Source organism: Sorangium sp. So ce185 (assembly GCF_051526825.1).
Classification (GTDB): Bacteria; Myxococcota_A; Polyangia; order Polyangiales; family Polyangiaceae; genus Sorangium; species Sorangium cellulosum_D.
This window is the reverse complement of sequence record NZ_CP150316.1, coordinates 6,291,152-6,311,128: the sequence shown is the minus strand read 5'-3', so window position 1 is coordinate 6,311,128 and position 19,977 is coordinate 6,291,152. Positions and strand designations below refer to the sequence as shown.

The 19,977-nt window shown below is 72.3% G+C and carries 16 protein-coding genes and 1 riboswitch; of the genes, 7 read left to right on the top strand and 9 right to left on the bottom strand.

Annotated elements, in window-relative coordinates:
* The first annotated feature begins 51 nt into the window (after positions 1 to 51).
* The 3 genes from mxcH to WMF26_RS23135 are packed head-to-tail and all read left to right on the top strand — an operon-like array spanning position 52 to position 5,213.
* Complete coding sequence (gene mxcH, locus WMF26_RS23145) at positions 52 to 2,928, top strand: TonB-dependent siderophore myxochelin receptor MxcH (RefSeq protein WP_438002066.1); 2,877 nt, start codon at positions 52 to 54, stop codon at positions 2,926 to 2,928.
* 33 nt (positions 2,929 to 2,961) lie between these two features.
* Positions 2,962 to 4,215, top strand: a complete 1,254-nt coding sequence (locus WMF26_RS23140; protein WP_438002065.1) for a hypothetical protein — start codon at positions 2,962 to 2,964, stop codon at positions 4,213 to 4,215.
* Entirely contained in the window at positions 4,212 to 5,213 is a 1,002-nt protein-coding gene (locus WMF26_RS23135) for a PepSY domain-containing protein (protein ID WP_438002064.1), read from the top strand. The genes WMF26_RS23140 and WMF26_RS23135 overlap by 4 nt, the downstream gene beginning before the upstream one ends.
* A 138-nt stretch (positions 5,214 to 5,351) precedes the next feature.
* Here WMF26_RS23135 and WMF26_RS23130 read toward each other — a convergent pair whose 3' ends face one another.
* From WMF26_RS23130 to WMF26_RS23095, 8 genes are all read right to left on the bottom strand, one after another.
* Positions 5,352 to 6,128 carry a 2,3-dihydro-2,3-dihydroxybenzoate dehydrogenase gene (locus WMF26_RS23130; protein ID WP_438002437.1) on the bottom strand — a complete coding sequence of 259 codons (777 nt, stop codon included), beginning with the start codon at positions 6,126 to 6,128 and terminating at the stop codon, positions 5,352 to 5,354.
* A 19-nt stretch (positions 6,129 to 6,147) separates the two neighbouring features.
* The gene (locus WMF26_RS23125; RefSeq protein ID WP_438002063.1) at positions 6,148 to 6,993 is read right to left on the bottom strand and encodes a siderophore-interacting protein; all 846 of its coding nucleotides are present in this window, start codon (positions 6,991 to 6,993) and stop codon (positions 6,148 to 6,150) included.
* 38 nt (positions 6,994 to 7,031) lie between these two features.
* Complete coding sequence (locus tag WMF26_RS23120) at positions 7,032 to 8,015, bottom strand: isochorismatase family protein (RefSeq protein ID WP_438002062.1); 984 nt, start codon at positions 8,013 to 8,015, stop codon at positions 7,032 to 7,034.
* An 89-nt stretch (positions 8,016 to 8,104) separates the two neighbouring features.
* Positions 8,105 to 9,748 carry a (2,3-dihydroxybenzoyl)adenylate synthase gene (locus tag WMF26_RS23115; RefSeq protein ID WP_438002061.1) on the bottom strand — a complete coding sequence of 548 codons (1,644 nt, stop codon included), beginning with the start codon at positions 9,746 to 9,748 and terminating at the stop codon, positions 8,105 to 8,107.
* Positions 9,748 to 11,004, bottom strand: a complete 1,257-nt coding sequence (gene dhbC, locus WMF26_RS23110) for an isochorismate synthase DhbC (protein ID WP_437339177.1) — start codon at positions 11,002 to 11,004, stop codon at positions 9,748 to 9,750. Before dhbC ends, WMF26_RS23115 begins: the two co-directional genes overlap by 1 nt.
* Before the next feature lie 634 nt (positions 11,005 to 11,638).
* Entirely contained in the window at positions 11,639 to 12,595 is a 957-nt protein-coding gene (locus WMF26_RS23105; RefSeq protein ID WP_438002436.1) for a ribonucleotide-diphosphate reductase subunit beta, read from the bottom strand.
* 59 nt (positions 12,596 to 12,654) lie between these two features.
* Positions 12,655 to 15,099: a ribonucleoside-diphosphate reductase subunit alpha gene (locus WMF26_RS23100; RefSeq protein WP_438002060.1), complete on the bottom strand. Its 2,445-nt coding sequence runs from the start codon at positions 15,097 to 15,099 to the stop codon at positions 12,655 to 12,657.
* A 258-nt stretch (positions 15,100 to 15,357) separates the two neighbouring features.
* Positions 15,358 to 15,565, bottom strand: a riboswitch (cobalamin riboswitch).
* An 86-nt stretch (positions 15,566 to 15,651) separates the two neighbouring features.
* Entirely contained in the window at positions 15,652 to 16,272 is a 621-nt protein-coding gene (locus WMF26_RS23095) for a cytochrome c-type biogenesis protein (protein ID WP_438002059.1), read from the bottom strand.
* A 259-nt stretch (positions 16,273 to 16,531) separates the two neighbouring features.
* Here WMF26_RS23095 and WMF26_RS23090 point away from each other — a divergent pair, with 259 nt between their 5' ends.
* Genes WMF26_RS23090 through WMF26_RS23080 form a run of 3 tightly spaced genes read left to right on the top strand, consistent with a single transcriptional unit; the run spans position 16,532 to position 18,001 of the window.
* Positions 16,532 to 17,152, top strand: coding sequence for an SCO family protein (locus WMF26_RS23090; protein ID WP_438002058.1), 621 nt, complete (start codon positions 16,532 to 16,534; stop codon positions 17,150 to 17,152).
* Positions 17,149 to 17,496: a copper-binding protein gene (locus WMF26_RS23085; protein WP_437948292.1), complete on the top strand. Its 348-nt coding sequence runs from the start codon at positions 17,149 to 17,151 to the stop codon at positions 17,494 to 17,496. The genes WMF26_RS23090 and WMF26_RS23085 overlap by 4 nt, the downstream gene beginning before the upstream one ends.
* Positions 17,497 to 17,521: 25 nt before the next feature.
* Positions 17,522 to 18,001 (top strand): hypothetical protein, encoded by a 480-nt coding sequence (locus tag WMF26_RS23080; protein WP_438002057.1) that lies wholly within the window; start codon positions 17,522 to 17,524, stop codon positions 17,999 to 18,001.
* A 195-nt stretch (positions 18,002 to 18,196) separates the two neighbouring features.
* On the opposite strand, the gene WMF26_RS23075 is transcribed toward WMF26_RS23080, so the two are convergent.
* Positions 18,197 to 18,772, bottom strand: a complete 576-nt coding sequence (locus tag WMF26_RS23075) for a hypothetical protein (protein WP_438002056.1) — start codon at positions 18,770 to 18,772, stop codon at positions 18,197 to 18,199.
* A 342-nt stretch (positions 18,773 to 19,114) separates the two neighbouring features.
* Here WMF26_RS23075 and WMF26_RS23070 point away from each other — a divergent pair, with 342 nt between their 5' ends.
* Positions 19,115 to 19,975, top strand: a complete 861-nt coding sequence (locus tag WMF26_RS23070; RefSeq protein ID WP_438002055.1) for an NAD-dependent protein deacetylase — start codon at positions 19,115 to 19,117, stop codon at positions 19,973 to 19,975.
* Positions 19,976 to 19,977 lie beyond the last annotated feature (2 nt).

Here is a 19,977-nt window from a genome sequence, read left to right as displayed (position 1 = left end):
TCGTCCGGCGCGGCGGCCGGCGGCGATGCGGCGCGCCGGGATGGAGAGGTGATGACCGGCGGACGCGCCTCCCGCCGCGGCGGGACGTTCTGGATCCTGGCCCTGCTCCTCTGCGGCGCGCGCGCCGCCTCCGCGCAGGAGGCGCGGCCGCGCGACGAGGCGCCGCCGAGCGGGGAAGCGCGCGCCGAGGCGCCGCCGAGCGGGGAGGAGCGCGAGCGCGGCGCGGCGCCGGAGGGCGAGGCGGGGCGCGGGGCGCCGGGCGACGGCGCGGCGCTCGAGGCGCGCGCGCCCGAGCTCATCGAGCCCGTGGAGGCCGCGTATCCGGAGGAGGCGCGCGCGGCGGGCAAGGAGGCGAGCGTCGTCCTGAAGCTGACGATCGACGCGGCGGGGCGCGTCACGCAGGCGGACGTCGCGTCGCCCGCAGGTCACGGGTTCGACGAGGCCGCGCAGGAGGCGGCGCTGCGCTTCCGCTTCCGGCCCGCCCTGCGAGGCGGCCGGAGCGTCGCGGCGCGCATCCTCTACCGCTACGACTTCCGGCTGCCCGCGCCGCCCGCCGCGGCTGCGCCGATCGCATCGCCGCCCGCGGCGGCGATGGCGGCGCCCGCGACATCCGCGGCAGCGACGCCCGCCGCCGCGAGCGTGGCCGGGCGGGTCCTCTGGTCAGGTCCCGGCGCCGAGCCCGTGGCCGGCGTCGAGGTCGCGGTGGCGTCGCCGGACGGCGCCGCGCGCCAGGTCGCGCGCACCGACGAGCACGGCCGCTTCCGGGTCGACGCGCTGGCGCCGGGCCCGTACGACGTCATCGCCGAGGCCGCGTTCGCGCAGCGGCTCCGTGTGCGCGTGGAGGCCGCCGGCGGGCGGGAGGCGGAGGCGACGCTGCGCCTCGTGCCCCTGGCCGCGGCCCCGCCGCTCGAGGTGAGCGTGCGCGGCGCCTCGGAGGCCGAGCGGCTGCGCCGATCCGCGGAGGCCGTGCAGGTCGTCGAGACCGCGCAGGCGCGGCGGCAGTCCGCGGACCTCGGCGAGGTGCTCGCCCGCTCCGAGGGCGTGAGCGTGCGCCGCGGCGGCGGGCTCGGCTCCGCCGCCCGCTTCTCGCTGAACGGCCTCACCGGCGACCAGATCCGCTTCTTCCTCGACGGCGTGCCGCTCGCGCTGGCGGGCTACTCGGCGGGGATCGCCAGCGTCCCGGTCAACCTCGTCGAGCGGGTCGAGATCTACCGCGGCGTCGTGCCCGTGCGCTTCGGCGCGGACGCGCTCGGCGGCGCGGTGAACCTCGTGACCGATCGCGAGACCCGCGGGACGGGCGGCTCGGCGTCTTACCAGGTCGGCTCCTTCGGCACGTACCGGGCGACCCTGAGCGCGCGCCACGCCGACGAGCCGAGCGGGCTGTTCGCGCGCGCGAGCGCCTTCGCCGACCACGCGCGGAACGACTACCTGATGAAGGACGTCGACGTCGAGGGCGCGAACGGGCGCATGATGCGCGCCGACGTCCGCCGCTTTCACGACCGCTACCGCGCGGCTGGCGGCTCGATCGAGGGCGGGTGGCTCCGGCGGCCCTGGGCGGATCGGCTGCTCCTTCGGGCCTTCTACACGGCGCACGACCGCGACGTGCAGCACAACCTGTACATGACGGTGCCCTACGGCGAGGTCACCTACGGCAGGCAGTCCGCCGGCGGTCACGCGCGGTATGCGCAGCCGCTCTCGAAGAGCCTCCGGCTCGACGCCGTGGCGGGATATGCGCTCGCGCGCACCGTCTTCCGCGATCTCGGGACGTGCCGTTACGACTGGCGAGGTCACTGCGTGGCGAAGCTCCCGCAGCGCGGGGAGATGGGCCGCGCGGCCGACCAGGCCGTCCTCCAGCACACGGCGTTCGCCACCGTGAGCCTGGCCTACCGCGCCGCGCCGGATCACCTCCTGCGCTTCGGGGTGTCGCCGACCTACGCGACCCGCACCGGGAAGAACAGCGCGATCCGCGACCGGTACGATCCGCTCACCGCGCGGCGGGGGCTGCTCGGCGGCGTGGCAGGCGTCGAGTACGAGGCGAAGGGGCTCGAGGGCCGGCTCGCGAACATCGCCTTCCTCAAGGGCTATGCGCAGGTGATCGGCACCAAGGAGGTGCTCCCGAACGGCGTCCTCCGCGATCTCGACCTGACGCGCCACCGGCTCGGGCTCGGCGACAGCCTGCGCTTCCGCTTCACGGACGCGCTCTACGCCAAGGCCTCGTACGAGCTGGCCACCCGGCTGCCCAGCGCGGAGGAGCTGTTCGGCGACGGCGGCGTCATCACCGACAGCCTGCACCTCGCGCCGGAGGTGAGCCACAACGTGAACGCCGGCGTGACCCTGGAGCGCGCGGAGATCGGCTTCGGAGAGCTCCGCGTCGACGTGAACGGCTTCGGCCGCTTCGCCGAGGATCTCATCCGGCTGGGCGGAGAGGTCAGCTACGCCAAGTACGAGAACTTCCCGTCGGCCCGGTCCGTGGGCTTCGAATCGTCGATCGGGTGGACGTCGCCGGGCGATTTCGTGGCCCTCGACGGTCAGCTCACGTGGCAGGACTTCCGCAACACCACCGGCACAGGCACGCTCGCCCGCTTCAAGGGCGATCGCATGCTCAACCAGCCTTACCTGTTCGCCGACGTCTCCGCGCGCCTCACGTGGCCCGAGCCGTTCCACCCGCACGACGCGCTGTCGCTGACCTGGAGCACGCGTTACGTCGGCGAGTTCTTGCTCGGCTGGCAGAGCGCCGGGGACGAGAAGCACGCCGTCGAATCGCAGCTCCTGCACGCGCTCACGCTCGCCTACGCGGTGCAGCGCGGCGGACGATCGGTGAGCGGCAGCCTCGAGGTCCACAACCTCACAGACGAAAAGGCCTTTGATTTCTTCGGTGTACAGCGTCCCGGGCGAGCGGCTTACGCCAAGCTCGTCCTCGACCTGTGACCACGTGATCGATCGAACCAAGGAGTGTTTTCCATGTCGCGTTCTCTGCGCCTGCTCACGCCGCTCTTGTTCACCCTGATCGTCCCTTGCCTCGCCGCGTGCGGCGACGATGAGAGCGACGGTGTCGGCGGCAACGGGGGTGACAGCGGCACCGGGGGCGAGGGCGGCGCCACGGGGGAGGTCATCGCGCTCACGACGCAGGTGTTCGGGGTGGAGGCGGCCGACACGCTGAGCTACATCCTCCTGACCGATACGCTCGACAGCGATCAGCCGCTGTCGCTCGACAGCGGCACCGAGATCCTGGGGCGCGGCATCGGCGCGGGCCCCGACGGCGGGGGCGCCCTGTTCGTGGCGAGCGACGCCGGGCCGACCGTGACCCGTTACGACCTCGGGGCGAACGGCAGCCTGAAGAAGGGCGCCACCGTGAGCTTCCAGGGCCAGGGGCTCGCGAAGATCGACGAGTACGGGGGGCAGTTCCAGTTCGTGTCGGAGACCAAGGCGTACTTCTTCGACGGGTACACAGCGCAGGTGGTGATCTGGAATCCGAAGGAGATGACGGTCACCGGCGCCATCCCGCTCGACGCGCTCGTGCTCGGGGACGCGACGCTGACGTTCACGGCGGCGCCCCTGCGCGTGGACGGCGCGGTGATCTCCTTCGCCGGCTGGAGGAACGGGCCCGAGGTGCCGAGCCAGGCCGGGATCGTCGTCGTGGACACGGCGACGGACGAGGCGACCGTGGTCACCGACGATCGGTGCGGCTACGTGCGCGACGGCGCGGTGGGGCCCGACGGCAAGATCTACATGGCCACCGAGGCGTACGGCGCCGCGGTGCACCGGCTCAACCCCGACAGCGCGGCGGCGCCGTGCATGCTGCGGTTCGACCTCGAGGCCGGGCAGTTCGACCCCGACTTCCACGTCGAGCTCGGCTCGCTGTTCGACGGCGACGCGGCCGGCTCGCTGATCGTCGGCTCCGGCGGCGAGGCGTACCTGCGCGTGCTCGACGAGGGCGCGTTCGCGATCAAGGAGGACACCCACCCGCGGGTGCTCGCGAGCGCCGCGGCGTGGCGGTGGGCCAGCGTCACCCTCGGCGACGCCCCGGAGGCCACGCTGCTCGACGCCGAGCCCACGAGCGGCAGCGTCGTGAGCGTGTCGCTCGGCGGCAAGAGCTTCGTGCTCCAGTTCCTCGGCCAGGACTCCACCACCTTCCGCGAGCTCGGCGGGAACGGCCCCGGCGAGGTGAGCCTGACCGCGCCCGGCGTCGTGTTCTCGGCCGCGAAGCTGCGATGATGCTGGCGCCCGATCGCGAAGGTGCGACGAGCGACGGCCCCGCGCGGGAGCCCAGCGCCGCGCAGGGCCGCCGCCCGCGGCCGCGGTACGGCGCCGCCATGAAGGTCGTCCGGCGCGCGCACATGTACCTCGGGCTGCTCGTGTTTCCCTGGATCCTGCTGTTCGGGATCAGCGGCGTGCTGTTCAACCACCCGCAGATCGGGCGCGACTTCGAGCGGCGGTCGATCTCGGCCGAGCAGGTGTCGTCGCTCACCGGGTTCACGCCGTGGGACCCCGACGCGGTGGCGCGCAAGGTCGTCGAGCAGCTCAACGCCGGCTCGCCGTCCCGCTACACGCTCGATGCGTCGACCCCCGGCGCGTTCTCGGGCTGGCCCGAGCTCATCGGCTCGACCGGCGAGGGGGGGCGCACCATGGTGCTCATCCGCCTGGACGACGGCGCCGCGACGCTCTCCACGTTCCCGCCCGAGCCCGCGAAGGCCCCAGAGCCTCCCTTCGCCGGCGCGACGGTCGAGCTGCCCGAGCACCGGATGGCGGCCGTGGAGGCGCAGGTGAAGGATCTCCTGCCCAAGCTGGGCATCGACGGCGCGGGGCCGCTGCGCGCCCACCCGAAGGTCAGCCCCGAGCTGCGCTTTCGCATGCGCGACGCGGAAGGCCGCCTGTGGAACGTCACGTACGACCTGGGCGCGGGCCGCCTCGACGGGCGGCTCGACGGCGGCGCCGGACAGCCGCTCTTCGTGGAGCTGCTCGGGATGCTCCACAAGACACATCATTTCCCGGTGCACGGCGGCATGACCTGGATCTGGGCGCTGTTCGCGGACATCACCGGGATCACCCTGGTCCTCTGGGCGCTGACCGGCCTCGCGATGTGGTGGCAGATGAAGCCGTCCCGGGTCGTCGGCGCGGTCGCCGTCGCGGTCGCCATCGCCGTGGCCGCCGTGGTGATGAGCGGCACGGCGTCGGACATCGTGTTCGGCAAGGTCGAGAAGGGCGGGGCGTGAGCGCTGGAGCGTGAGGCTGCCTGAACAGCGCAGACCGTGAGACCGCCGAGACGCCAAGGACGCCAAGAGGGGATTCGCCTCTCGGCGTTCTTGGCGTCCTGGCGGTTCGTCTTTCGCCGGATCGGCGTGCTCGGCGCGCTAGGCGCCGAGCGTGGCGCCGCCGTCGACGCAGAGGTCGTGCATCGTGATGTGCCGCGCCTGATCCGAGGCGAGGAACAGCACCGCCGCGGCGACGTCCTCGGTCTCGGCGATCCGGTTCAGCGGGATCCCCAGCTTGAACGCCTCGGGGGAGCCGGCGATGACCGCGCGCGCCCCGCGCCCGTCGGTCCAGAGCGCGCGCTGCATCGGCGTGTCCGTCGAGCCCGGGGAGACCACGTTGCACCGGATATTGTATCTCGCGAGCTCCAGGCCGAGGCACTTCGTGAACATGGTCGTGGCCGCCTTCGAGGCGGCATAAGCGGCCATGTGCACCCGCGGGGTCCGCGCGGCGTTGGACCCGACCGTCACGATCGCCCCCGAAGCGCGCCCCGTCATGCGCCGCGCCACGGCCCGGCTCACGTTCACCACGCCCCGGGTGTTGACCGCGAAGGTCCGCTCCCAGTCGTCGTCGCTCAGCTCCAGGACCGGGCCGACGCGCAGGATGCCCGCCACGTTGACAAGGATGTCCAGCGGCCCGAGCTCCCGCTCGACCCGGTCCACGACCCTGTCGACGGCCTCGCCGTCCGACACGTCGGCCGCGAACGCCGCGGCGCGGCGGCCGCCCGCCGTCAGATCGGCGACCACGGCGTCAAGGCGCTCCCGGTTCGCGTCGAGCGCCGCCACGGCCGCGCCGCGCGCCGCGAGCGCCCGCGCGACGGCCTCGCCGATCCCCTGGGCGGCGCCCGTGACGAGCGCGACCTTGTGCTTGAAGTCCATCTCCATCTCCCGCTCTCCGTCAGGTGGGGTCGAGCTCATCCATGAACCGATGGCGCTCCTCGTGATACGCCTCCTCGGCGCGATCGGCCTTCCAGTACGGCACGGCGTACATCGCGTCGCGCCCGAGGCCGCGCTCGTTCCGCAGGTGGTCGCGGATCGCGCGGACCGACGACGCCTCGCCGGCGACCCAGGCGAAGGCCCGGCCCGGCGGCCACTCGAGGGCGCGCACCGCGTCCTCCAGCTCGGGGCCGGGCGCGTGCTTTCCGCCGAGCGGTAACCAGGTCAGCGCGACGGCCGGCGGACACGCGATCGGCTGCACGTCGGCCGCGTCCGGGACCGCGATGAAGGCGTGTCCGCGCGCCGTCGCCGGCAGGGCCTCCAGCAGCGCGCCGATCGCCGGCAGCGCGGCGAGATCGCCGGCCAGGAGGTACCAGTCGGCGGGCCCCAGCATCGGATCCGGGCCGCTGGGCCCGGCGACGCCGACCCGGCCGCCCGGCTCGACCCGGCGGGCCCAGCGCGACGCGGGGCCGTCGTCCCCGTGCAGCACGAAGTCGACCTCCAGCTCGCCCGCCCGCGCGTCGTACCGGCGCACCGAGTACGTGCGCGTGATCGGCCGCCGCGGCGCGGGAGGCCAGACCGGGCCGTCCGGACCGAGCGTGGGCAGCTCCGGCGCCGATTGGCCGTCCCGCGGGAGGAACACCTTGATGTGCGCGCCGCCGGAGCCCGCGGGGAACCCCGCGAGCGCCTCGCCGCCGAGGGTGATCCGCCGCAGATGCGGCGTGATCGAGGTCGCGCGCAGCACCTCGAGGAGACGCGGCGGCGTGCGCGCCGCCGCCCCTTGCGGGGGAGTCGCGGTGTGGCTCATGGTGAGTCCGGGCTCGTCGACGCGCGGTGACGCGGGCGTCAGCCGGCGGCCTCCTGGCTGCGCGCCTCTCCGCCCTGCCGGTGGGCGTGCCGGCTCTCGCGCGGCAGCCGGGTCGACAGGAGCTCCCACCACTGCGCCAGCGTCTGTAACTCGCCGAGCTCCACGAACGTGACGTCGAGCCCCGCGGCGCGCCATCGCTCGACGAGGGTCATGAGGCGGATGGAGTCGAGCCCCAGGTCGAGCACGTGCTCGCGATCCGAGAGCGCCGAGGCGGGCTGATCGAGGATCTCGGCGACGTCGCCGCGCAGGCGATCGAGCCAGGCCGCCCGGCCCTGCGCCCGCCCGAGCGGCGCCGCCTCGCGCGGCGCGGCGCCCGCGTCGTCCCGGGGCGCGAGCGCGGCCACGACGGCGCTGGTCGGCAGCGCGACCCCGCACCGCTGCGCCACGTAGGCGATGGCCATTTCGTGCTGCGCCCGGGAGAAATCGGCGGTCGCGTCGGTCACGAAGAACGGCTGGATGTCGTTCATGAACGCCTCGCACGCGGTCATCAGGCACCCGATATGGGCGTAGATCCCGCACACGATCAGCTGATCGCGCCCCCACCGGCGCAGGAGGTCGAGGAGCTCGGTGCGCTGGAAGGCGCTGTAACGCCACTTGGTGAGGACCGTATCGGCGCTCCCCGGCGCGAGATCGCTCACGATCGCCTCCTTGTGCGGGTGCTGCGTCAGCCCGGGCCCCCAGAGATCGAGCAGCAGGCCGCGCTGCGCCCTCGTCTGCTCGGCGGGCTGCTTCGTGTAGACGACCGGGATCCCGCTCGCCGCGCACCGCTCGCGGAGCAGGCGGGTGTTGGCGAGCAGCTCGACGACCGGCGACGCCTTGGCGTCGTAGTAGCCGAGAAAGTAGTCCTGCATGTCGTGGATCAAGAGGACCGCGCGCCTCGGATCCGGCCGCCAGGGCACCCGGCTCTCCGGGAGCTCGTCGACGCGCGGCATGGAATAGGTCTGGATGCTGGGGATGGCCATGGTTGTTCCTCTCTCACGTGGTCACAGCGTTTCATCTCGGCGGCTCGAGCGACGCGCCGTCGCCCCGCCGCCCCGGCCCGCGCCGCGCTTCAGCGCACGGCGCCCTGCGCGAGCCGATCGGCGATCCACTTGCGGAGCGCCTTCTTGTCCACCTTGCCGACGCTCGTCGTCGGGAGCGTGTCGAGCCACTCGATGCGATCGGGCACCTTGTACGGAGCGACCCCGCGCTCGCGCAGGAAGGCGTTGATCTCGCGCGCGGCCGGCGGCTGCCCGCGGGGCACGAGGAACGCGCACGACCGCTCGCCGAGCCGCTCGTCCGGCATGGCCACGAGCGCCGCGTCGCGCACGGCCGGGTGGGCGAGGACGTGGTTCTCGACCTCCTCGGCCGCGATCTTCTCGCCGCCGCGGTTGATCTGGTCCTTTGCGCGGCCCTCGACGACCAGGTAGCCCGACGGCGTGCGCCGCACGAGATCGCCCGTGCGGTAGAAGCCGTCGCGCGTGAACGCCTTCGCGTTGTGCGCGTCTGCCTTGTAATAGCCGCGGATCGTGTAAGGCCCGCGCGTGAGCAGGTGACCGACCTGCCCGTCCTCGACGTCGCGGTCCTCGTCGTCCACGACGCGGACCTCGTCGTGGGGCGAGATGGGCCGGCCCTGGGTCTCACTCGTGATCTCCTCGGGATCGTCGAGGCGGGTATAGTTGACAAGCCCCTCGGCCATCCCGAACACCTGTTGCAGGGCGCAGCCCAGCGTCGGCCGGACCCGGCGCGCCACCTCCGCGGCGAGCTTGGCGCCGCCCACCTGGAGCACCTTCAAGCTCGACAGGTCGTGGCGCGCCGCCCGGGCCGACTCCAGCCACAGCGCGGCGAGCGGCGGCACGAGCGCGGTGATCGTGACCTTCTCCCGCTCGATCCACGGGAACGCCTCGTCCGGGCTGGGACGGCGGCTGAGCACCACGCGGCCGCCGGCGCAGAGCGCGCCGAGGCTCCCCGGCGAGCTCAGGGTGAAATTGTGCGCGACGGGCAGGACGGCCAGGTACACGCTGCCCGCGTCGAGCGCGCAGATCTCCGCGCTGGCCCGCACGCTGTAGAGATAATCGTCGTGCGTCCGCGGGATCAGCTTGGGCACTCCGGTGCTCCCGCCGGAGAGCTGGAAGAAGGCCACGTCGCCCGCCGCGGGGCTCGGCAGCTCCACGGGCTCGGCGTACACGCCCTCGAGCGCGGTGTGCTCGCCGGGCTGGCCGGCCACGAGGACGTGCTTCAAGGTCTTCACGTCCCGCCGGACCTGACTCGCCAGCTCCCGGTAATCGAACCCGCCGTCCCGGTCGGCGACGACGTAGGCGACCGCCTCCGTGTGCTCGCAGAAATACGTGATCTCGGCGCGCCGGTGGGCGGGCAGCGCGAGGACGGGGAGGGCGCCGAGGCGGAACAGCGCAAAGCACACCTCGAAGAACTCCACGATGTTCGGGAGCTGGACCACCACGCGATCCCGCGGCTGGATCCCGAGGCGCAGGAGGCCCGCGGCGAGGCGGTCGGCGCGCCGATCGAGCTCACCGTAGCTCAGCCGGCGATCGTCGCCGACGAGGGCGATCCGGTGCGGGTGCTGCGCGGCCCGCTCGCGGAGCAGGTCCCCGAACGTCTCGCCGCGCCAGTAGCCTTCGCGCCGGTAGAGCTCGGCCACCTCGGGCGGCCAAGGGGTCCAGCCGGAGAGCGCCTGTCGGCCTTCGTCCGCGGGCATCACCCGATCTCCGGCGCCTGGTCGAGGCCGAGCGCGTTGAGCATCGTGCGGAGCTTGGCGGACGTCTCGTCGAGCTCGCGCTGGCCTTCGGAGCCGACGACGATCCCGGCCCCGGCGTAGAGCCGGAGCGCCCGCCCGGCGACGTCGGCGCAGCGGATGACGACGGCCCACTCGCCGTCTCCGGCGGCATCGCACCAGCCCACGAGGCCCGTGAAGAACCCGCGATCGAAGGGCTCGAGCGCCTCGATGGCGGCGCGGGCGCGCTCGGTGGGGTATCCGCACACCGCGGGGGTCGGGTGCAGCGCGGCGGCGAGCCTCATCGAGGAGATCGAGAGATCGCGGAGCTCGCCCGTGAGCCGGCTGGACAGGTGCCACAGGTTCGCCGTCTGCGTGAGCGACGGCTCCTCGGGGACGCTCAGGTGCCTGCAGAACGGCCGGAGCGCGGCGGCGACGGCGTCGACCACGATCGCGTGCTCGTGCCGGTCCTTCTCGGACGCGAGCAGGGCGATGGCGCGCCGCCGGTCCTCGTCCGGATCCGGGCTGCGGATCGCGGAGCCAGCCAGCGGGTTGGCGACCACCCGGAGCCCGGAGCGGGACAGGAGCAGCTCGGGGCTCGCGCCGATCAGCGTCCGCGGCCGCGAGCTCGGGCCGCGCTCCGAGCCGGACAGGCCCGCCATCGGATCGGAGAGGTTGGCGGCGAAGGTGTAGCCGCTCCGGTTCTGCTGCGAGAGGCGCTGCAGGACGGCGCGGAGGTCGACCGCCTCTCGCAACGTCATCTCCAGCATCCTGGAGAGGACCACCTTGCTCAGCGCCTCGTTCCGCATCAGGCCCACGGCCAGCTCGACGCCGCGCACGTAATCGCGGGGCTCGGGGACCTTCCGCAGCGTCTGGAGGGAAGCCTGCGGCTGGGGCCTGAGCGCGTCGGCCGCGGCGCTCAGCGGCCCGGCGCTCTGGATCGTCTTCGGCACGATGAGGTGCGCGGGCGAGGTGCTGTTGAACGGCACCGCGCCGACCGCCATGGGGACGCCGTGGCCCGCCCGCCCCTGCGCCGCGAGCACCCGGGTGATGCGGTCCGAGAGGCGCTCGCCGCGGTCGGTGCCGATCGTCTCGAGGATCATGTCGTGCACGCCCTGCGCGAGGAGCGTGCGCGTCGGCGACGCGAAGAAGAACGCCGATTCGGGGGTGTATTGCTTGAGGATCTGCCCGGCGTTCGACAAGGGATGAGCGACGGCAGCCGGCATCGAGAAGGAATTCATCGAACACTCCTTGAAAGGTGTGGAATCGGGGGGCGCCCGCGGCGCGGCGCGCGCGCAAGAGCGCCTGTCCGTCACCGCGCGGCGGCGGCAGCGCTTCCGGCGCTAGCGCGGCGGCGCACGGTGGCCCGCGCCGCCCGCGCGCCCGGGACACGGCGCGCCGCGCGTCTCATGGGACGGAGGTGCGGCGCGACGGCGCACGCGCTCCGCCCGTGAGGGCGTCGAGGCGCGGCATCGGCGCGAACGTCGAAATGGGCACGTCGTCACATCCAGCTCCGATGGGCTTCGAGAGCCGCGTGGGCTCGGTTCATCGGGCTCTGGACGTGAAGTCGCGGGCCGCTACAGAAACATGATAAGGAAAATCAGTTTCAAATGACTGATGCCACGTTCAATAAGAACTGTCAAGATTTCCCGATGCCGGCCCGGGGCCCGCTCGCACGTGGGCCTGGGGACGGGCCGGTGCAGCGGGCGTCCAGGTCGCGTCAGGTCGCCGAGGCGAGCGCCGCGCATGGAGACCAGCAAGGTCGCGTCTGAGATGTGCGCTGAACTACAGAAAGCTTGACGTGCCGGCGTGGAGGTGGGGAGCGGCCTCGCTTACAGGGACCGCGAGGGGGGCCCGACCTCGATCCGCTCGGCGTCAGAAGGACGCGTCGAGGACGACGTCCCCGGAGACGCCGACCTGATACGCCGACACGCGGCGCTCGAAGAAATTCGTGACCTCCTGGACGTCCTGCAGATCCATGAAGGACAGCGGGTTCTTCGCCCCGTAGCGCCTCGGCATGCCGAGCGTGACGAGCCGCTGGTCCGCGCAGAACTCGAGGTAGCCGCGCACGTCGCGCGCCGACAGGCCCGCGACGCCGGCGCCGAGCAGATCCTCCGCGAACTGGGCCTCGCAGTCGATGGCCTCATCCATCATGTCGAGGATGGATCGCGAGAGGCCGGCGTCGAAGAGCTCGGGCTCCTCGCGCCGCACCGCGCTCACGACCTCGAAGGCGAAGCGCATGTGCGCGCTCTCGTCGCGGAACACCCAGCTCGTCCCCGCGGCGAGCCCGTGCAGCAGGCCGCGCGAGCGCAGGAAGTACACGTACGCGAACGCGCCGAAGAAGAAGAGCCCCTCGACGCACGCGGCGAAGCAGACGAGGTTCAGGAGGAACTGCCGCCTCTCGGCGCGCGACTCCAGCCGATCCAGCGACGCGATGGAGTCGAGCCAGCGCATGCAGAAGTCGGCCTTCTTCCGGATCGACGGGATGCTCTCGACGGCGGCGAAGGCGCGGTGGCGGTCCTCCGGATCGGGGATGTACGTGTCGAGGAGCGTCAGGTAGAACTGGACGTGCAGCGCCTCTTCATAGAGCTGCCGCGACAGGTACATCCGCGCTTCGGGGGCGTTGATGTGCCTGTACAGGTTGAGCACGAGGTTGTTCGCCACGATGGAGTCTCCGGTGGCGAAGAACGCGACGAGGCGCTGCACGAGGTGGCGCTCGGCGCCGGTCATCCTCCGCAGGTCGCCCACGTCCGTCGAGAAATCGACCTCCTCGACCGTCCACGTGTTCTTGATGGCGGCGCGGTACATGTCGAAGAAGGCCGGATAGGCCATCGGGCGCAGCGTGAGGCAGAGGCCCGGGTCGAGCAGGCGCGCGGGGCGGCTCACGCGGCTCACTGGCAGGCCTCGCACGCCTCGGGGTTCTCGAGCGCGCACGCCACGTCCGCGGCTGCCTTCGCCGGCAGAGGCGCGAGGTCCGGCGCCGCGTCCACGGTGGTCTTGGCGATGCGCGTCGCGGGGCGCGAGCGCAGGTAATAGGTCGTCTTGAGCCCCTTCTTCCATGCGTGGAAGTACATGCTCGAGAGCTGGCCGATGGTGGGGTTCTCGACGAAGAGGTTCAGCGACTGGCTCTGGTCGATGAAGGCGCCGCGCTCCGCGGCCATGTCGATGAGCGAGCGCATCGGGATCTCCCACGCCGTCCGGTACACGGCGCGGACCTCCTCCGGCAGCCCCTCGAGCCCCTGGACCGAGCCCTCGGCGAGCTTGAGCCGGGCGCGCACCGCGTCGTTCCAGGCGCCGCGCCGCTTGAGCTCCGCGACGAGGTAACGGTTCACCTGCAGGAAGTCCCCGGACAGCGTCTCGCGCTTGAACAGGTTCGACACCTGCGGCTCGATGCACTCGTAGCAGCCCGCGATCGAGGCGATCGTGGCGGTCGGCGCGATCGCGACGAGCAGCGAGTTCCGCAGCCCCTCGGCGCGGACGCGCGCGCGGAGCGCCTCCCAGCGCGCCGCGTCTTCCGGCACGACCCCCCACGCGTCGAGCTGGAGCTCGCCGCGCGCCGCGCGCGTCTCGTCGAAGGCCGGGTGGCGCCCCTTCTCGGCGGCGAGGTCCGCGGACGTCGAGAGCGCGTGATAATACACCTCCTCGGAGATCCGCCTCGAGAGCTCCCGCGCGGCCCCGGCGTCGAAGGGCAGGCGCATCTGGAAGAACACGTCCTGCAAGCCCATGAGCCCGAGCCCCACGGGCCGCCAGCGGAGGTTCGAGCGCCGCGTAGAATCGATGGGATAGTAGTTGAGGTCGATGACGCGGTCGAGCTGGCGGATCGCCGTCCGCACCGTGCGGGCGAGCTTGTCGAAATCGAACGCGACGGTGCCGTCCGCGCGCGCGACCGTGTGGCGCGCGAGGTTGATCGAGCCGAGATTGCAGACCGCCGTCTCCTCCTTCGAGGTCACCTCCAGGATCTCGGTGCAGAGGTTCGAGAGGTGCACGACCCGGCCCGGCAGCGCCGTCTGGTTGCAGGCGCGGTTCGCCTTGTCCTTGAACGTCATCCAGCCGTTGCCGGTCTGCGCGAGCGTCCGCATCATCCGCGCGTAGAGCTCGCGCGCCTTCATCGTCTTCTTGGCGAGCCCCGCCCCCTCGGCCTCGGCATAACGGCGCTCGAACTCGTCGCCGTAGAGGTCGCAGAGATCGGGCACGTCCTTGGGATCGAACAGGCTCCATTCGCCGTCCGCCTCGACCCGCTTCATGAACAGGTCCGGGACCCAGTTGGCGAGGTTCAGGTTGTGCGTGCGCGCGGCCTCGTCGCCCGTATTGTCGCGCAGCGCGAGGAACTCCTCGACGTCGGCGTGCCACGGCTCGAGGTACACGCAGCAGGCGCCCTTGCGCTTGCCGCCCTGGTTCACGGCCGCGACGGACGCGTCGAGCGTCTTGAGCCACGGCACGATCCCGCTCGAGTGCCCGTTGGTGCTCTCGATGAGCGAGCCGCGGGACCGCACGCGGTGATAGGCGAGGCCGATACCCCCCGAGAACTTCGAGAGCATCGCGACGTCGGTGTAGCGCTGGTAGATGGTCTCGAGGTGGTCCTCGGGCGAGTCGAGGAGGAAGCAGCTCGAGAGCTGCTCGTGGGCCGTCCCGGCGTTGAACAGCGTGGGCGAGCTCGGGAGGTAGTCGAGCGAGGAGAAGGTCTGATAAAGCTCGATGGCCTGCGCCGCCGTCTCGGACAGCGCGCAGGCGACGCGCAGGAAGAACTGCTGCGGCGTCTCGATGACGAGGCGCGTCTCGGGGTGCTTGAGGAGGTAGCGATCGTAGAGGGTCCGCAGCCCGAAATACTCGAGCTCGTGATCGCGCCCCGGCTCGATCGCGTCGTTCAGCTTGCGGGCGTTCTGCGCCACGAAGCCGTGGAGCCGCTCGTTGATGAGGCCGAGCCGCCGCCCGGCGGCGACGGACTGCGAGAAGGCGTGGATCTCCTGGTTGCGGACCTCCTTGTCGATATAGGTGGCGAGCAGGCGCGCCGCGAGCTTCGCATACTGGGGCTCCTCGGCGATGAGCGACGCCGCGGTCTGGATGGAGAGCTTGTCGAGCTCCCGCGTCGTCGCGCCGTCGTAGAGTCCGCTGATGGTCTTTGTGGCGACGCGGAGCGCGTCCACGTCGGACAGCGCCGCGCAGCAGCGGCTCACGGCCCGGACGATCTTGTTGACGTCGACGGGCTCGCTCGACCCGTCGCGCTTCTTCACCCGCATCGTCGTGTGCGGGAGCGCCTCCTCCGCGCCTCCGCCCCTCGCGCTCCGCACCCGCGACGGCGCCGCGCCGTTGCCCGTCGTCACCGTGTCGCTCAGCATGGCAATCCTCCTCGTCGAGCTTCGTTCGGAGCGGTCCCGGACCGCTCGCGTCGAGATCGCGAGAGCGAAGAAGCCAGCCGATGCGCGCGAGCGCGCAGGCTCTCCTGGAGAGAGCCCTCGGACCGACCGCTCGCCCCCGCGGACGAAAGGAAGACAACGCGGGAGGGGGTCGGAACCGGGACGAGCGCGAGAATCAGCGCCAGCTCGGACCTCCCCGCCTCCCTCGAGGCTTCCAGGTCAAACCGGCGCGGGATGTCTCCCCGACGCAGGATGTTGGCAGGTCTTCGGGCTCGCGAGCGCTCCGGCTCTCGCCGGCTTCCTACGGTCCACCGCTTCCCAGCCCGAGGGCCAGTGCGCGTCGTGGAGATCGTTCTCGCTTACCGCTGCGGGGCAGCCCCGGATTCGCACCGGGTTCCCTTTTGAGCCCTGGGCCGAAGCCAAGGGCACCAACACGAGGCACTACATATTGCGGTGCGAGGCGCAGGTCAAGCGAGATGTTGTGGTGGGAGCCGGACGAGGCGAGCGACGACCGGCTCCCGGCGCAAGGTGCGCTCACGCGTCGCGCGCCCGGAGCTCGTCGTCGAGGCGCTCGTCATACTCGTCAACCTCGTCGCGAACGGCCGCCGCGGCGGCGCCGCTCGGCGGGGTTGGCTGCGCGGCGCCGCGCCTCCACGAGCGCAGCAGGGCGAAGACCCCGAGGAAGGTCGCCGCGATGCCCAGCATCAATGCCAGCGCGACCTTGCCGAGGACGCCGGACGAAGGCGCCGCGCGGAGGCGGTCGCCATAACGAACGACGAGGTCCTGTTCGATCGCGTCGACGGCCTCTCCCCGGCGGAGGCGGGCGCGGATCTCGCGACGAAGATCGCTCGCTACCGGGGATTCGTGCACATCGAGCGTCTGATTCCAGCAACAAGGCGCGAGCAGGCGCGCCGCGAGCGCCTTCTCGCCGGGCGCGGGGGTCGAGTCGACGAGCTCGGTGGCGGCCTCGCCGGGCGTCGCCGGCTCGGCCCTGCCGCTGAGCGCGACGCCCGCGATGGCGGCGGCCAGCGCCGCCGCGCGGCGCCCGCGCGAGCCCCGCAGAAGCCGGAGACGCAGGGGCGAGCCCACCGCGCGCGCGCCGTGAGTGGAATGGGCCGGGTCATCCGCCAACGCGCCGCGCTCTCGCTGGATCATGGTGAGATAGGCTAGCGCGCGCGGCCGCAAGGGCCCTGCGACACGATGTCGCGCTCATCCCCGCGCCGCCACGGGCTCGCCAAAGGCCGAGATATCGCTGCATCGTTCGAGGGGATGCGACACCGTGACGCATTGCCCGCGCCACCTTGCAACTCCTACTGTCGCGCGCATGCCAAACGAGGTTCTCTGCTCCACGTCTCCTGGGTCATCCTCGGCCGGCGATGGAGCGCCGGCCCGCCGGCGCGGGCGGCTCCGGCCGGTGCAGATCGGGCTCTGGGTCTCTGCGCTCGCGGGGCTCGCCGTCTTCGGTGCGGTGTCGCGCGCGCGCGAGGCGCCCGCCTCGCCGCCCGTGCTCGGCGAGATGCCGCCGTTCTCGATGACGGACCAGGACGGCCGCCCCGTCACGCGGGAGTCGCTCCGCGGTCAGACGCTGATCGTCGACTTCTTCTATGCGAGCTGTCCCGTGTCGTGCCCGAGGCTCTCGGCGCAGATGGCGGCGTTCCAGGAGCGGCTGGCCCAGCGCGGCGAGGCGCGCGGACAGGCGCTCCCCATCCACCTGATCTCGATCACGCTGGATCCGGAGAACGATACACCCGACGTGCTGCGCTCGTACGCGGCGCGCTACAGCAGCGGCCGCGGCGCCTGGTCGTTCCTCTCCGGCCGGAGCGAGGAGCTGAACCGCGTCGTGGTGAAGGGATTCAAGGTGCGCTTCGAGCGAGCCGACCCGTCGGCCGGGCTCGGCGCGATCATGCACGGGGAATGGTTCGTCCTTGTCGATGGGCAGGGCCGTATCCGTGGCTACTACCAGATCGGCGATGATGAACGAATGAACGAGCTCGTCCGCGACGCGGAGCGACTGGCCTCGAAGGAGCTGACATGAATCGAACGATGCGCTCTCGCCTCCGAGCCGCGCACCTCGCGCGGTCCCTGCTGCTCGGGGCGGCGATCTCGACGAGCCTCACGCTCTCGTGCTCGAAGGCGTCCACCGCCGCTCCGCGCGTCCACCACGCGACGGGCGCCGTCCGCTCGCTCGGCCCGGGGCGGGCCTACGTCAACATCGCGCACGACGACATCCCGGGCTACATGGGCGCGATGACGATGTCGTTCGAGCCCCAGAGCCCGTCGCAGCTCGACGGCATCGAGGTCGGCGACCGCATCGCCTTCGACTTCTACGAGACGGAGGACGCGCGCCGTGTCCTTACGCGGGTCGAAAAGCGCAGGTGAGCCGACTGCAGGGCGGGGCGCGTGGATGGGGGGCGGCTCGCTCGGCGCCGCGTTCATCGCCGCGGCGCTGGGGATCGTCACCCTCACGGCGCTCTCCTTCGCTCCGCCGGCGACCGGCGCCTTCGCCATCCATGGGATCGAGCTCGGGATGACGGCGAGCGAGGTCGTCCGGCGCTTCGACGCTGGGCCGGCCGGCCGCTGGGGCGAGGCCCCGGGCTGCGTCGGGCCTTCGATCGAGTGGTCGCGGGGCGAGGCGGCGCCCGCCAGGGCGCCCGTCTCCGCGCGCTTCGAGTTCCATCAGGGGTTGCTTATGGCCGCGCGGGTGCGCGTGACGCCGGAGGACCCGAGCGCGCGCGGCGCGCGGCTCGAGACCTCCGCCCAGTTCGTGCTCGCGCGTGAGGCGCGGGACGACGGCTCCTCGATGATCGTGCTCCTCGCCCGCGGGTGCCCCGAGCACGAGGCGGAGGTCGAGCGGCTCCTCAGCGGCAGCTCCGCGAGGCGCTGAGGCGGCGCGGGCCGCGCGCCCTTGCCTCCGGACCGCCGCGATGATGTGCGCCTATCGCTTACGGCCGTGCTGATGAACGTCTGCCACGAGAGAAGAATGTCGTGCCAGCGACACGATCCCGAGTCCGCGCTCGTTCAGGAAGCGCGCGAGGTCGAGCCCGAGGCAGCCGGATCTGCCGCTGATCTTCACCCAGGCTCAGCCGCCGCAACCCTCGATCCCGGCCGAGCAGTACGCGCTCCACCAGGGGTTGCACGCGTCGGCGTCCTGCTCGTCGCCTTGGCTCATGTCGAGCAGCTGGGTGAAGCTCGACTCGGCGTCTCCGTACCGCAGGTGCATGTGCTTGGCGCCGCCCTCGCCATGCGGCGGGCGCATGATCACGTAATGGAAAGCCTCGCAGCCGGCCCCGCCGGCGGTGAGCGCGAACTGGAGCCACACCGACTCCGGCGACTCCGGGAAGTAGTGGGGATCCGGCGCGAAGCCTTCGTAGGAGTACGCGCATCCCTCGGCGAGCGGCATTTCGCCCTCTCGGTCGCTGTAGAACGATATCTCTCTCATCTCTTTGAGGGCCACGCGCCCCGGATTGCGCGGATCGTCGGGGCATTCCGGGGCCAGCGGGTCCGACGTGAACTCGCCGTCCACGCCGAGGTAAGGGACACCCTGGTTCGGTTCCTCGGCGACGACCTCGTCCTTGCCGGAATCGTCGTCACCACAACCGAGCAGCAGCACAAAAGCGAACGTCGCGCGCAGCGCGCCAGTGAGTCGAGACGCCATGTCCTCAAGGGCTCCTTCGCCTGCAGGGCTCCCTCGCCATCGCGAGCCGACCGGCTCCGGTCGAAGCAGCGTCGAAGACAGGAGGAGCGAGCAGGTGAGCGACCCATAACACACCCGGGGTGAGGTAGTGGCACGAATATAGTATTTCGTGTTACTGGGGCCGGGCCATGCTCCAGCGGCAGATCGGGGAGGGCGCGGCGAGCTCGCCGACGTGCGCGCCTCGCCCTCCCGCCCGGGCCCGGCCATGCCGGCGCGACGGCGCCGAGCCTGCCGGCGTGCGCCGTCGTGCCGGCGCGCGGGCGGCTGGCGGCGCCCCCGGCGGCGGGTCACAAACGGGGGCCCATGCCGCTCAGCCATGCGCTCCTCGCGGATCCGGTCGACGACCTCATCGCGCTCCTGCGCGGCAAGCGCTTCGTGGCGCTGACCGGGGCGGGGTGCAGCACCGAGTCCGGCATCCCGGACTACCGCGGTCCCGAGACACGGCGCCGCGCGCGCAACCCGATCCAGGGGCGGGAGTTCTCGAGTTCGGTCGAGATCCGGCAGCGCTACTGGGCGCGCGCCGTGATCGGCTGGGAGCGGTTCTCGCGGGCCGAGCCCAACCCGGCGCACCGCGCCCTCGCGCGGCTCGAGCTGGGAGGGCTGCTCGAGGGCCTCATCACGCAGAACGTCGACGGCCTCCACCAGGCCGCCGGCAGCCGCCGCGTCATCGAGCTGCACGGGACGCTCGCCGAGGTCGCGTGCCTCGCGTGCGGCGCGATGGAGCCGCGCGCCGCCCTCCAGCAGCGGCTCCTCGCGCGGAACCCCGGCTGGCTGCGGCTCGCGGCCGACGTCGCGCCCGACGGCGACGCCGACCTGCCCGCCGAGCACGTGGCCGGCTTCCAGACGCCCCCCTGCCTGCGCTGCGACGGGCCGCTCAAGCCGCGCGTCGTCTTCTTCGGCGAGAACGTGGCGCGGCCGGTCGTCGACGCGGCGTTCGCGCTGGTCGACGCGGCGGAGGCGCTCCTCGTGGTGGGCTCCTCGCTGGCGGTCTTCTCGGGCTACCGCTTCGTGCTGCGCGCCGCGCAGCGGGGCATCCCGATCGCGATGGTCAACCTGGGGTCCGCGCGCGGCGAGGAGCTCGGCGCGCTCAAGGTCGAGGCCCGGGCGGGCGAGGTGCTGCCGCGCCTCGCCGAGGCGCTCGCCGGCGCGCCGCGGCCGGGGTGAGG

What these genes read in the sequence shown, in the direction of transcription:
- mxcH (WP_438002066.1), top strand. Translation starts at nt 52, where the DNA reads ATGACCGGCGGACGCGCCTCCCGCCGCGGCGGGACGTTCTGGATCCTG.
- WMF26_RS23140 (WP_438002065.1), top strand. Translation starts at nt 2,962, where the DNA reads ATGTCGCGTTCTCTGCGCCTGCTCACGCCGCTCTTGTTCACCCTGATC.
- WMF26_RS23135 (WP_438002064.1), top strand. Translation starts at nt 4,212, where the DNA reads ATGATGCTGGCGCCCGATCGCGAAGGTGCGACGAGCGACGGCCCCGCG.
- WMF26_RS23130 (WP_438002437.1), bottom strand. Translation starts at nt 6,128, where the DNA reads ATGGACTTCAAGCACAAGGTCGCGCTCGTCACGGGCGCCGCCCAGGGG.
- WMF26_RS23125 (WP_438002063.1), bottom strand. Translation starts at nt 6,993, where the DNA reads ATGAGCCACACCGCGACTCCCCCGCAAGGGGCGGCGGCGCGCACGCCG.
- WMF26_RS23120 (WP_438002062.1), bottom strand. Translation starts at nt 8,015, where the DNA reads ATGGCCATCCCCAGCATCCAGACCTATTCCATGCCGCGCGTCGACGAG.
- WMF26_RS23115 (WP_438002061.1), bottom strand. Translation starts at nt 9,748, where the DNA reads ATGCCCGCGGACGAAGGCCGACAGGCGCTCTCCGGCTGGACCCCTTGG.
- dhbC (WP_437339177.1), bottom strand. Translation starts at nt 11,004, where the DNA reads ATGAATTCCTTCTCGATGCCGGCTGCCGTCGCTCATCCCTTGTCGAAC.
- WMF26_RS23105 (WP_438002436.1), bottom strand. Translation starts at nt 12,595, where the DNA reads ATGGCCTATCCGGCCTTCTTCGACATGTACCGCGCCGCCATCAAGAAC.
- WMF26_RS23100 (WP_438002060.1), bottom strand. Translation starts at nt 15,099, where the DNA reads ATGCTGAGCGACACGGTGACGACGGGCAACGGCGCGGCGCCGTCGCGG.
- WMF26_RS23095 (WP_438002059.1), bottom strand. Translation starts at nt 16,272, where the DNA reads ATGATCCAGCGAGAGCGCGGCGCGTTGGCGGATGACCCGGCCCATTCC.
- WMF26_RS23085 (WP_437948292.1), top strand. Translation starts at nt 17,149, where the DNA reads ATGAATCGAACGATGCGCTCTCGCCTCCGAGCCGCGCACCTCGCGCGG.
- WMF26_RS23080 (WP_438002057.1), top strand. Translation starts at nt 17,522, where the DNA reads ATGGGGGGCGGCTCGCTCGGCGCCGCGTTCATCGCCGCGGCGCTGGGG.
- WMF26_RS23075 (WP_438002056.1), bottom strand. Translation starts at nt 18,772, where the DNA reads ATGGCGTCTCGACTCACTGGCGCGCTGCGCGCGACGTTCGCTTTTGTG.
- WMF26_RS23070 (WP_438002055.1), top strand. Translation starts at nt 19,115, where the DNA reads ATGCCGCTCAGCCATGCGCTCCTCGCGGATCCGGTCGACGACCTCATC.